This is a genomic window from Domibacillus indicus, assembly GCF_000970685.1.
GTDB lineage: Bacteria > Bacillota > Bacilli > Bacillales > Domibacillaceae > Domibacillus > Domibacillus indicus.
Genome location: NZ_LAJB01000015.1, coordinates 62,192 through 75,036 on the forward strand (window position 1 = coordinate 62,192; position 12,845 = coordinate 75,036).

The window sequence follows — 12,845 nt, forward strand, 5'->3', positions numbered from 1 at the left end:
AAACATGATCAGCTTATATCCCCCTGCCAGGAAAACAGGCCGCTTTTTTCATGCGATGAGTACGCTATGCTATTCTGGAACGTTCGCTTACTATGATGCGGTAAACTGGAAAGCGAAGCTGTCTATGCAGGACAGGGAAATCCTGCTGAATGACTGGTCCATTCAGGGCGAAGAGTCTATGAAAAAAGCAGCCAGCTGGCTGCTAGAGGAAGGAAAGCGGGCTGAGTTCCGCCGATTTCAAAATCAGATGCGTTTTTTAAACAATAAAGACAGGCAGAGTGTGATAGAGTCCACGAAAGATAAGGAAGCAAAGCATAAAATGAATGTCGCCCTTCATTATATGGACCGCCTGCCGGCAGAAACGATTGCTGCACTGGATTACAGCCTTTGTGTTGCACTCTGCCTGCAGGCGGAGCGTAACGGATTTATCGGCAGGATAAATTCCCTGCCCTTTAAAACGGAAGCTGCCGTAAGGGCGCAGCAGGCATATTCAAGCTGGGCGGATTATACTGCTGCTTTTCTGGCGGGCCTTCAGTTTACAAAGCATACAGGTGAGGAGGCACAGAAAATGATGGAGGAAGAAGAACGGTTTCTCGCCAAATTACTCGTATCCGGCCAGAGCCCTTTTCAGAATGTGAGCTGGAATACAAAGATTTTCAGGCTGTAAAAACATAAGGGCCAGGAGAAAGGATGTTTTTTTGCGGGATTTTCACTCGGAAAGGATGACTGCAAAATGGAATGCGCAGGGAGAAAGGCTGGCCGTTTGCCCGGCTCTTCTTTCTTCTGTGAACAATTAAAGGTCGGCGGGACTGCGCATTCGCCGGGACGGACACTGAACCAGCCGCCATTTCATGCAGTCTGCTCCTGCGTTCGATCAAGCACTGCTGCATGTGACTTTGTGAACGGCTATGTGAAAAGTTAATAAAATCACATTCTAACAAAGTAAAAAACGCCTCCTTCTTTAAAAGGAGGCGTTTTTTACAGCCTGGCTTTATCTTCGTTATTTTGTGTGCAGCGTTGTCTCAGCCATGTGGGCCAAGTCAATAGTGTTTTTGCTGATTTCCTGAATAGTCGCGGAAAATTCCTGCACTGTTGCCGACTGTGTGTCTGTCAGTTTGTGGATTTCGGAAAAGGCTTCGTTTAAATCCAGAAGCAGATTCTGGATATTTTTTGTGATGCTGTCGATTTGAGAGACATTTTCTTTTGAGTTTGTGGCCAGTTTTCTGATTTCATTCGCTACCACTGAAAACCCTTTGCCTGCTTCGCCGGCTCTCGCAGCTTCAATCGCCGCATTTAAACCAAGTAAATTGCTTTGATCGGAAATGCTTCTGACCACAGTGGAAATTTTGCCAATTTGTTCGGCACTAGAGCTGACATCTTTCATTTGATCCGATATCTTGGTTACCCGGTCTGTCAGAACGGTCAACGATTCACTGATTTCTTCGATTGACGCGGCTGTTTCTTCCACAGTAGCGGATAAATTATCAGCTACTTCAAACAATTGGTTGGCTTTTTGCATGCTTGTTCCAAGACCCACGCCGCCGATCACTTTCCCGTTTTCATCATGCAGGGGGATCGCCCGGGCAATAAGCGGAAACCCAAATAATTCTTTTGGAACGACAGCGGTTTTTTTCGTATTTTTCCGGATCGCTTCTGTGATAATGTCACCTTCCGTGAGCGGATCACCTGGAGAGACGTTTAAAGAAAATGTTTCCCCTGGAATATTTATGATCAGTTTTTCGGTATCATATATTCCAATTGTAATATCATCCTGAACTAACTTATTTAAAAAGGGAGCTACTTTGACGAATGCTTCCAGCAGTTCCGATTCGTGTTTTGTTTTGTGGTCGATTTGAGCCATGCCCTGTCTGCACTCCTTTGATTAGTAAGGGAAAGTCCGCTGTCCGAAGTTTACTGAAATCCATTGGAGAGTTGTAAACTCGTCCAGACTCCATTCTCCATTCATCCGGCCAAGACCCGATTGTTTTTCGCCGCCAAAAGCAACAATTGGTTCGTCATTAATGGTCACATCATTCACATGTATCATTCCTGTATGAATTCTTTTCGCCATTTGAACACCTTTTTCAAGATTCGCTGTATGAATCGCGCCGCTTAAGCCAAAACGTGTGTTATTGGCGATCTCAACTGCTTCTTCTTCCGTTTCAAAAGGCATGAGGCAGACAACCGGGCCAAATAATTCGTCCTGGGCGGCAGCCATATCTGCAGTTACATCTGCCAAAATCGTCGGCTCAACCATTTTTCCTGAAATTGCTCCTTTTAAAATAGGAACAGCGCCGGCATCAATGCCTTTTTGAACCATCGCCTGGAGGTTTTCTGCTTGTCTTATGTTAATGACCGGGCCAATAATCGTTTCCGGATCACGCGGATCTCCTACTTTCAGCGAAGAAACTTTCTCTGCATATTTTGCCATGAATTCTTTGTAAATCGACTTTTGCACAAGAATCCGGTTGGCAGACATGCAGATTTGCCCCTGGTGGGTAAAACGGCTGAAGGCGGCTGCATTGACTGCATAATCGATATCGGCGTCCTCCAGAATAATAAATGCACTGTTTCCGCCCAGTTCAAGCAGCGGCTTTTTAAAATGCTTAACGGCAAGCTGTCCGATATGGCTTCCGACGCTGGTTGAGCCTGTAAAAGAGATAATACGCGGAATTGGATGCTCAACAAATGCATCGCCAATTTCTTGAATATCGGTTACGACAACATTAAGCAGCCCTTTTGGAATCCCGGCTTCTTCAAAGATTTTTCCGATTAGCGTCCCACCCGTTACCGGTGAATCTTCGTGCGGTTTTAATACAACGCCGTTTCCTGCTCCCAGGGCAGGAGCAACCGATTTAACGGAAAGGAAAAAAGGGAAGTTAAACGGGCTGATGACCCCGACAACCCCGGCTGGTATGCGGTATAAGCGATTTTCCTTTCCATCTTCTGTTGAAGGCAGGATTTTTCCTTCCATGCGGAGAGGAAAGGTAGCTGCTTCTTTAATAATATTTTTGACCAGCCCGATTTCAAAGGCCGCTTTCAGGCGGGTGCCTCCCAGTTCATCAATAATCATATCGGTGATCGCTTCTTCATGATTTTCTATGTAGTGGACAGCACGTTCAAGAATATCGCGTTTTTTGTACGGGTTTACCCTGTCCCATTCTTCTTTCGCGCGCAGTGCTGCTTTATAAGCGGAATCCACATCTGAAACATCCGCCATTTTAAAGGAAACCAGCAATTCATCGTTATATGGATTAAGATTGTCGAGGGTGCGGCTGCTCTGTCCGTCTCTCCATTCTCCATTGATAAATTGCTTTCCAAGCGATTGAATATCCACGTTTTATTCCTCCCTAAATTTCACAAAACTTATATACTCCTTACGTATCGGTTAATTGCCTGGTATATTTAGCAGATTGTTCATTTTTTCTAATAAAAAAGAAAGAGAATAACGGGAAATTGTGCAGCGAATGGGGGATAGACTGAAAAAAAATCCAGGCATTCGGCGGAGCAATCACCGAATGCCTGGATTGATTAAGTTACATGGGCTGCTGCCGTACCCTCCCGGCTGCAAAGTAAACTGCGCGCGGCGGGAAAAACCGGCTGTATTCAAACGAAAAGCCGTCTTAAGGAACAGCGGGTGCCATTTTTTAAGCCGGCTTTTTCGTTAAGCGGATTTGATTCGGTCCGCCGTTTTGTTTTTTGGCTGGAATGATTTTTTATAAGCAGCAAAATAGAGGCAGGCTACTAACACGGAACCGCCGACAACATTGCCAAGAAACACAGCAATAAAATTAGGTGCATATTCCGCCCAGGAGGCCTCACCTGCAAAAATAGCTGCCGGAATAACAAACATGTTTGCGACAACGTGCTGGAAGCCAATGGCGACAAACGCCATAATGGGAAACCAGATGCCGAGAATTTTACCGGCAAAATCCTTGCTTCCAAGTGACAGCCAGATGGCAAGGCAGACGAGCCAGTTGCAGCCGATCGCTGAAACAAATGCTTTCAGGAAAGGCTCCTCTAATTTAGCGTGGGCAATCGCTGTTGTTTTGGCCAGAAATGGTCCTTCCGCTGTTAATCCGACAAAATGGCCGAAGAAATAAGCAACAAAAACCGCGCCGGCGAAGTTGGCAATTGTCACGACAAACCAATTTCGCAATACCTTTAAAAACGTGGTTTTTTTCGCAAGCCAGGCCATGGACACGGTCATCATATTCCCGGTGACAAGCTCCGCGCCGCCTAATATAACTAGCATAAGGCCCACCGGAAACACAGCTGCCCCGATAAGGCTTGAGAAGGATCCCCATTGTTCCGGGAGATTTGCAATGATCCGGATATCTAACAAAAATCCCAGCGCAATAAAAGCTCCGCCTAAAAATCCAAGAATAAGAAGTGCAGAAAGAGGGGAATTTGCTTTTGTCTCCCCTGATTCAGAAGCCAGTACAGCAATTTCTGGCGGCGAATAAATAGACATACAGAATAACCTCCATATTAATATAAAAAAACCAGCACAAAGCAGCACCCTCTATAAGGGTGGTGATTTGCGCTGGTTAATTTTTCTACACATATGCTATAGAATCATCAATCGTGCAAAGAGCGGTGTTCTCGTAAACAAAATGCAGCTCCTACATTTTCTTCAGATGAAACCCGCAAAGCCAGAAAATATCCTATCATTCTCGTTTGAACCTTGTCAAGATAATATCGGAAATTATGAAATCGCTTTTATTAAGTTCCCTGGCTGAACAAGCTCATTTTCTCGAAGCAGGACAGGGAAATAATTTTTTCATCTTGCCTTTTTAATTTCGAGGAGTATAATGGTCTCTGGAATAATAATAATGGAATTCTTAATAATTTTTTGTTAGGGCTCTATTGAATGATTTTATGGCGGAATGACAGGTTAGTAGGCGTATGCTAATTGGTTAATCCAGCACGTGGACACCTTTTGGGTGTTTGTTGTGCTGGATTTTTTTATTCCCAATTAAAAAGGAGAACGCTGGAATGAATCAGGAATACATAAAGATTTATTTAAATGGCCAAGAGTACAACGTACCATCTGGCGCCACCATTTTAGAAGCGGTGAACGGGGCAGGTCTTGCACTTCCGCAGGTATGCTACGTGCCGGAAGTAGACCCGATCCAGACATGTGATACCTGTATTGTAGAAGTGGACGGGAAGCTTATGCGCTCTTGTTCAACAAAGGTATCAGAGGGAATGGCTGTTTCTCTTTCCTCTGAACGGGCAAAAGCCGCGCAGACAGAAGGAATGGACCGTCTGCTGGAAAATCACATGCTGTACTGCACAGTATGCGACAACAATAACGGAAACTGCACACTGCACAACACAGTGGACATGATGGGAATTGAACATCAAAAGTATCCATATACACCAAAGGCAGATCCAACGGAAGTGGATATGTCACACCCCTTCTACCGGTATGACCCAAACCAGTGTATCGCCTGCGGACAGTGCGTGGAAGTATGCCAGAATCTTCAGGTGAACGAAACTCTTTCGATTGACTGGGAAGCGGAACGCCCGCGCGTTCTTTGGGACCAGGGCACCTCCATTAATGATTCTTCCTGTGTCAGCTGCGGCCAGTGTGTAACGGTTTGCCCTTGTAATGCCTTAATGGAAAAATCGATGCTTGGCGAGGCTGGATTTATGACCAAGATCGAGCCGAATCTAATGGACCCAATGATTGACCTGGTCAAGGATGTAGAGCCTGGATACAGCGGAATCCTGGCTGTGTCTGAAATAGAATCGGCTATGCGCGAAACAAGAACGAAAAAAACCAAAACAGTCTGCACATTCTGCGGTGTCGGCTGCTCGTTTGAAGTATGGACAAAAGGCCGCAAAATTTTAAAAGTACAGCCAACATCAAAAGCGCCGGTTAATGCCATTTCAACCTGTGTTAAAGGGAAATTTGGCTGGGATTTCGTCAACAGCGAAGAGCGTATTACCACTCCGTTAATCCGCCAGGGCGATGAATTTGTGGAAGTAACATGGGAAGAAGCGCTGGATGTCGTGGCATCGAGACTTGGTTCTCTTAAAGACCAGTATGGAAGCGATGCGCTTGGCTTCATTTCTTCTTCCAAAATGACTAATGAAGAAAATTACTTGATGCAGAAAATGGCGCGCCAGGTATTTGAAACGAATAATGTTGACAACTGCTCACGGTACTGCCAGTCACCGGCTTCGTGGGGACTTCAGCAAACAGGAGGCATCGGCGGTGACTCCGGCACGATTAAGGATATTGCGTCCGCAGGTCTTGTTATTTTAGTCGGCTGTGCTCCAGCGGAAGGCCACCCGGTGCTTGCGACACGGATTAAGCGTGCTCACAAGCTGCATGGCCAGAAGTTAATCACGGTTGACCTGCGCAGACATGAAATGGCGGACCGAGCTGATTTATTTATCCGCCCGAAACAAGGAACGGACTATGTATGGCTTGCCGCTGTAGCGAAATACATGATTGACCAGGGCTGGCATGACCAGGCATTTATTGAGGAAAAAGTGAACTTCTTCGATGATTATGTGAAAATACTCGAACGCTTTACGCTTGAATTTGCAGAAAAAGAAACAAATATTCCAAAAGAAACATTAATTCAAATAGCAGAAATGATCCGCGATGCAGACGGAACTGCAATTTGCTGGGGAATGGGTGTTACTCAAAACGTAGCCGGGTCTCACACATCGGCGGCGATTGCGAACCTGCTGCTTATCACCGGCAATATGGGACGTCCTGGTGCGGGTGCGTATCCGCTTCGCGGCCACAATAACGTTCAGGGAGCAGCAGATATGGGCACGATGCCAAATATCTTCCCTGGGTACCAGTCTGTTACAAATGATGAAGCACGCGCCAAGTTTGAACAGGCATATGGCGTTGATATTTCACCGAAGCCGGGGCTTGATAATATTGAAATGCTCGCGGCTATTGATAAAGGTGATTTAAAAGGCATGTATATCGCGGGAGAAGATATGGCATGGGTTGATGCCGATTCCAATCATACCCAGGAGATGCTGGCGAAATTGGACTTCCTTGTCGTACAGGAAATTTTCTTTACCACAACCGCCCAATTCGCGGATGTGATCTTGCCGGGTGCGCCATCTTTAGAAAAAGATGGTACGTTCACGAATACAGAACGCCGTGTTCAGCGTCTTTATCAATCGCTGGACACACTTGGAGACAGCAAGCCGGACTGGTGGATTTTTATGCAGATCGCGAAGCGGTTTGGCTACCAGTGGAACTATTCTCACCCAAGTGAAATTTTTGCGGAAATGGCAGGATTAACACCATTCTTCAGCCAGTGTAATTATGATGTGCTGGAAGGCTGGAACAGCTTTAACTGGGGTTCTCCGGACGGAACAGATACTCCGGTTCTTTTCCTGGACGGATTTAATTTCCCGGACAAAAAAGCGCGTCTGGCCCTGCTGGATTACGTGCCGCCGGTAGAATATCCGGAAGAATTTGATTTAACACTTAATAACGGCCGGCTTTTGGAGCAGTTCCATGAAGGCAATATGACCAACAAATCAAACGGCATGAACAAAAAGCTTCCAAAGGTATTCGTAGAAGTGTCACCGGAGCTGGCAAAAGAACGCGGCGTGGAAAGCGGCTCACTCGTCCGGCTTTTATCTCCGTATGGCTCTATTAAGCTCAATGTACTTGTGACGGACCGTGTTCAGGGAACGGAAGTATACGTGCCTATGCACTCGGTCAGCCATGAAAATGCGGTCAACCTTCTTACCGGGAACGGTTTTGACGTGGTGACGCATACACCGGCTTATAAACAAACAAAAGTGCGGATGGAAGTGCTGAGCGTCACTGGAGAAAATCCGCTGCCAAAGACAAGTCCAAGAAACAAAAAGCGCCATCCTCAAAATGGAGTGGAAGCTGAGCGCAAGTGGAAGCGCCCTGGATATGTTTCATTGGTTGACTAATTGAAGGAGGAAAGAGGATGGCAAGTCCGATCAGCGCGTTAAAAAAACGTGAGTGGAATGAAGAAGAAAAAAAGCAGCAGTCACTTACCAAGCTGGCAGATGGTTTATCGGAAAATGAAGAAGCTCTTCAAAAAACACTCGCTGTTGTCCGCGAGCTTCATGACAGCGGAATTCTTGAAGCGGCGGAGTCCATGCTGAAAGCAAAAGAACATATTGCGGAAATCGCATTGGGACAGGTTGGCCGAAAAGAAGTAACATCTTTACTGAACAATTTGATGGCAGCGGCGGGCGTTTTAACCGCAATTGACCCGGAGCAAACGAAAAAGCTCCTGTCCGGCGTGACGACAGGGCTTGAAGATGCCAGAGAAAACAACAGCCAGAAAGTCGGCGTGCTTGATTTAATGAAAGCCTTGAAAGACCCGGATATTAACCGGGCCGTCAACTTCGGCCTGAACTTTCTCAGAGGCGTTGGAAAAGAATTAAAAGAATAAAAGCAACCGCGGGAAGGCAGCAAACAGCGCTGCCTTCCCGTTCATGTATGGCTAAACAGGAGTGGGAATTTTATGAATAAAGAACAAGTGCTGCAGGCATTAGAGCATGTACAGGATCCCGAGCTGCATCGGTCTCTCGTTGAGCTGAATATGATCCGGAATATTAAAATAGACGGGGCATCCATCAGCCTTGATGTGATTTTAACGATAGCAGGGTGTCCATTGAAAGCAAAAATCAAGCAGGATGTCGAAGAGGCTCTTTTAAAAGCCGGCTTTCAAAATATCCAGCTTTCTTTTGGAAGTATGACCGATGAAGAAAGAAAATTACTATCCGCTTCTCTTCGCCAGGCGTCGGCTGCCGAGAGCGGAATGCCGGCACTGTTAAAGCCGGATTCCGGCGTGACCTTTCTTGCGGTAACCAGCGGAAAAGGCGGAGTGGGCAAATCAACCGTAACGATTAATCTGGCGGTTGCTCTGGCCAGGCTCGGCAAAAAAGTCGGTATTTTAGATGCGGATATTTATGGCTTCAGCATTCCTGTGATGATGGGCATTACAGACAAGCCGGTCATGATTGACCAGACAGCTGTGCCGGTCATGAGCCATGGCGTTGCCGTTATGTCGATGGGCTTTTTTTCGCCTGACAACGGGCCTGTTATGTGGCGGGGGCCGATGCTGAACAAATGGATCCGCAACTTTTTAGTGAATACACACTGGGGAGAGCTTGATTACTTGCTGCTCGACCTGCCTCCGGGTACCGGAGACGTCGCTATTGATGTAGCAGCCATGATTCCTCAGGCGAAAGAATTGGTCGTGACAACTCCCCATCAGGCAGCTTCTTATGTCGCTGCACGGGCAGGCATGATGGCCAAGCATACGAAGCATGAAATTGCCGGTGTAGTAGAGAACATGGCTTATATGGAAGAAAAAGACGGCACAAAAGTATATTTATTTGGAAAAGGAGGCGGCGATCAGCTGGCAGAGCGTTTGCAGACGAGTGTGATAGCCCGTATCCCTCTCCAGCCGGCAGGGGAGGCCGCGGCGTCATCTGTTGCCGATGAAGAAACAGAAGCAGGGGAAGCGTTTGAGCTTCTTGCAGAAACCATTGATTTTACGTACAAACAGCTGTAACAGAAGCCGTTCGTACGGGGAGGAAAAACGATGATCATACAAAAAGAAGCACTTATTCCTTTGCAGCAAGTACCGGACCGTCTGCGTGAACGGTTTCCGGCGCTTTCGTTTCCAGGTGGGCAAATGGTTCAGGAGGCTGCAGATTATTTAAACGTTTCTCCTTCGGATTTGTTTTTTAATCCAAAGAAAGACAGTGCACCGTTCGTTTATTATAAAGACGTGGTATTCATTGAGCTGCCGGAAGTGCTGACTGTTGATGAGCTGGAATTAACAAAAATGAAAATGAAAATCAAACAGACACACATCAGCTTAAAGCGGTTTGTTAAACAAAAAGAATGGAAACGGCTGTTTTTGTTTATGGACCCCCGCATTTTGCTGCCGGCTTACGACGAGCTGGTTAACGAGATTCCAGAAGACCAGAAAGAAGAAGTCCTGCAGGCCATCCGCAGACGGCTGGGAACAGGAAGATAGACCACCAAAAATAAAATAGGCGCTCTTTTAAGCCGCTGGTTATCGGCTGCTAATACATTAAAACAGGACTGCTCTCGGTGCAGCCCTGTTATTTTTTTAGCTCAAATCCTATATGGCTGAGTGCCGGAATGGCATCTAGTGCTGGCTGCTTTTATGGCAAGATCCGGATGAAAATCGGTTAAAATCGGCGTTACGCCCATCAGCTTCAAAATCGTAACAACTTTTAAAATAGTATCAAGACTCGATCCCAATAAGGCGAGAAAGCTGCTGATTTCGCTTTCCCGTTTTCTGAGGAAAAATTTATGCGCCACTACGGCGGACTGGACTACTCTTTCAGAAGAACTGGATTATGTAAAAGCGTATTTATCGATTGAAGAAACGAGATTTGAAGAGAAACTCCATATCCATTATAAGATCGATGAGTCAGTTCTTCATCAGCGCATTCCGCCCCTGACACTCCAGCCGCTTGTGGAGAATGCTGTAAAGTACAGTATGGCTGGATCTGGCAGCCATAACGTTTTCATTTCGATTCAATCCCATTATGAAAATCGTGTTCTGATTGTCGATGATGAGCCATACAGCCAAAAAGAGCATCGGAGCATCCGGCTGTGCAGGTAGCTGGTGAAGCAGATTCCGGTGAACAGGCAGTCATCAAAAGCATCCTCCTTCAGCCGGATGCCGTATTGCTCGATATTGAAATGCCAGGGATAACCGGTCTTGAAGCAGCGGAAGCCCTGCGTGAATTAAAGAGGGTGCCGGAATTTGTGTTTGCGACGGCCTATCCGCAGTTCGCTGCTGAGGCGTTCTGCTATGAGGCTGTTGCCCGGCTCAAAAAAAAATCCTGCCAGAATCGAAAAAAAGTGTGAAGCACTCAAGCAAACTTGCTGTAGAACATGAAGGAGATATTTTTTACATAAACCCTGGTGACATCTTATATATTACACGCGAAGAAAAAACAAGCAAAATCGTGACGATGGAGTATGCCTATGAAATAAAGACGCCGATAAAAGAGCTGCAGGCGCGTTTTAGCAGCTATCCTTTTTTTCGCATTCATAAAAGCTTTCTTATGCATCTTGATTATGTAAGAAAGCTGACCCCCTGGTTTAACGGTGCGTATCAGCTTGAGCTGAAAGAGCGGGACGAGGTGCTTCCTGTCAGCCGCAACTATGTGAAAGAACTGAGGCAGCGGCTGGAGCTTTAACTGACATGTCAGCATGCTGTTTCAACATGACGGCCGCTTTTTTTAACATGATAGGGGTTTTTTTATCAGTTTGTGCTTTATTCCTCTATACTTGTTATAAGCGATTACAACAAGTGAAGGAGGAATGAAATAATGATTACTTTTTTAGTTTCACTCGCTTTGCTCGTTTTGGGCTATTTTACGTACGGGAAATTCATTGAACGAATGTTTGGCGTAAAGGAAGGCCGGTCCACGCCGGCGTATACGCACCGGGATGGTGTGGATTACCTGCCGATGAGTGAGAGAAAAAATTCGTTAATCCAGCTGCTGAATATTGCGGGTGTGGGTCCTATATTCGGCCCGATCATGGGGGCGCTGTACGGTCCTGTCGCGTTTATCTGGATTGTGGCCGGCTGTATTTTTGCCGGTGCGGTTCATGATTACTTAACCGGGATGATTTCCATTCGCAATCGCGGCGCTCATCTGCCGGAGCTTGCGGGCAGATTTTTAGGCAAAGCGATGAAGCATGTGGTGAACGCTTTTGCTATTTTGCTGCTGGTGCTTGTCGGAACGGTTTTTGTAACGTCACCAGCAGATCTTCTGTTTAATCTGATGGATGGCTGGATGGGCATTGGTGTTATTACAGGACTTATTTTTGCTTATTATATTTTAGCCACACTTTTGCCGATTGATAAAATCATCGGGCGCTTTTACCCGATTTTCGGTGCACTGCTTATTATCAGCGCGGTTGGTGTCGGCATATCTCTTGTTGTGACAGGAGCGCCGATTCCAGAATTAACTCTGACCAATATGCATCCGGACAATCTGCCTATCTTCCCGCTGCTGTTTTTAACAATTTCCTGCGGCGCTCTGTCTGGATTTCACGCAACACAAACGCCGATTATTTCCCGCACGACGGAAAATGAAAAGCAGGGAAGAAGAATTTTTTATGGCATGATGATCGCAGAAGGTATGATCGCCATGATCTGGGCGGCTGCAGCGATGAGTTTATTCCAGGGGCCTGCCGGCTTAAATGAGCTGCTGGCGAACGGGGGGCCGGCGGCTGTTGTCAGTGAAGCATCTGTCCTGTCATTGGGCGCAATCGGCGGCACACTGACGATTCTCGGGGTAATCGTTCTTCCAATTACATCGGGAGACACGGCTTTCAGAAGTGCCAGAATGATTATTGCGGATTATTTAAATGTGGGACAGGCTAAAATTTCCAGCCGCCTCTGGATTGCCCTGCCGCTTTTTGTGATTTCTTATGCACTAACAAAAATTGATTTTAATATCTTATGGCGCTACTTTTCGTGGGCGAATCAGTCCACGGCTGTCATCGCGCTGTGGGTGGCTTCAGTTTATTTATTCGTCGCCGGCAAAAATTACTTTGTGGCGATGATTCCGGCTGTTTTTATGACTATGGCCACAATGACGTATATATTGAATGCGCAGATTGGCTTTAATCTGCCGCTCAACACGTCTTATTATGCAGGAGCGGTGATCACGGCTGTTCTTACTGTCCTGTTTTTCAAACGCGCCAGAAGAGCGAAAAGAAACAAGCTTCCGCTTGAAGAAGTGCCGGGCCGGCCGGCTGCATAAAAACCAGACAAAAGAGGCAATCTTTTCATGATTGTCTCTTT

Annotated in this window: 12 protein-coding genes; 9 read left to right on the top strand and 3 right to left on the bottom strand. The window is 46.4% G+C overall.

From position 1 onward, the window contains the following. Positions 1-4 precede the first annotated feature (4 nt). Positions 5-667, top strand: coding sequence for a DUF1266 domain-containing protein (locus VP98_RS14785; RefSeq protein ID WP_046176179.1), 663 nt, complete (start codon positions 5-7; stop codon positions 665-667). Positions 668-1,000: 333 nt separating this feature from the next. Here the strand turns inward: VP98_RS14785 and VP98_RS14795 are convergent, their stop codons facing one another. From VP98_RS14795 to VP98_RS14805, 3 genes are all read right to left on the bottom strand, one after another. Then, entirely contained in the window at positions 1,001-1,861 is an 861-nt protein-coding gene (locus tag VP98_RS14795; protein WP_046176181.1) for a methyl-accepting chemotaxis protein, read from the bottom strand. 21 nt (positions 1,862-1,882) lie between these two features. Then, entirely contained in the window at positions 1,883-3,337 is a 1,455-nt protein-coding gene (locus VP98_RS14800; protein ID WP_046176182.1) for an aldehyde dehydrogenase family protein, read from the bottom strand. 327 nt (positions 3,338-3,664) lie between these two features. Next, complete coding sequence (locus VP98_RS14805) at positions 3,665-4,474, bottom strand: formate/nitrite transporter family protein (RefSeq protein WP_046176183.1); 810 nt, start codon at positions 4,472-4,474, stop codon at positions 3,665-3,667. A 524-nt stretch (positions 4,475-4,998) separates the two neighbouring features. Between VP98_RS14805 and fdhF the strand changes: the two genes are divergently transcribed. The 8 genes from fdhF (at position 4,999) to VP98_RS14840 (ending at position 12,804) form a co-directional block, all read left to right on the top strand. Continuing rightward, positions 4,999-7,935, top strand: coding sequence for a formate dehydrogenase subunit alpha (gene fdhF, locus VP98_RS14810; RefSeq protein ID WP_046176184.1), 2,937 nt, complete (start codon positions 4,999-5,001; stop codon positions 7,933-7,935). A gap of 17 nt (positions 7,936-7,952) precedes the next feature. Beyond that, entirely contained in the window at positions 7,953-8,426 is a 474-nt protein-coding gene (locus tag VP98_RS14815) for a DUF1641 domain-containing protein (RefSeq protein ID WP_046176185.1), read from the top strand. A 72-nt stretch (positions 8,427-8,498) separates the two neighbouring features. After that, entirely contained in the window at positions 8,499-9,554 is a 1,056-nt protein-coding gene (locus tag VP98_RS14820) for a P-loop NTPase (protein WP_046176186.1), read from the top strand. Between the two features lie 30 nt (positions 9,555-9,584). After that, the gene (locus tag VP98_RS14825) at positions 9,585-10,025 is read left to right on the top strand and encodes a hypothetical protein (protein ID WP_046176187.1); all 441 of its coding nucleotides are present in this window, start codon (positions 9,585-9,587) and stop codon (positions 10,023-10,025) included. A gap of 288 nt (positions 10,026-10,313) precedes the next feature. Continuing rightward, entirely contained in the window at positions 10,314-10,643 is a 330-nt protein-coding gene (locus VP98_RS19380) for a histidine kinase (RefSeq protein ID WP_407919223.1), read from the top strand. After that, entirely contained in the window at positions 10,634-10,891 is a 258-nt protein-coding gene (locus VP98_RS19385; RefSeq protein WP_331428708.1) for a LytR/AlgR family response regulator transcription factor, read from the top strand. The genes VP98_RS19380 and VP98_RS19385 overlap by 10 nt, the downstream gene beginning before the upstream one ends. Continuing rightward, on the top strand, positions 10,888-11,226 hold the full coding sequence (locus VP98_RS19390) for a LytTR family DNA-binding domain-containing protein (protein ID WP_331428709.1): 339 nt from the start codon (positions 10,888-10,890) through the stop codon (positions 11,224-11,226). The genes VP98_RS19385 and VP98_RS19390 overlap by 4 nt, the downstream gene beginning before the upstream one ends. A gap of 132 nt (positions 11,227-11,358) precedes the next feature. Then, positions 11,359-12,804 carry a carbon starvation CstA family protein gene (locus VP98_RS14840; RefSeq protein ID WP_046176189.1) on the top strand — a complete coding sequence of 482 codons (1,446 nt, stop codon included), beginning with the start codon at positions 11,359-11,361 and terminating at the stop codon, positions 12,802-12,804. The last annotated feature ends 41 nt before the right edge of the window (positions 12,805-12,845 follow it).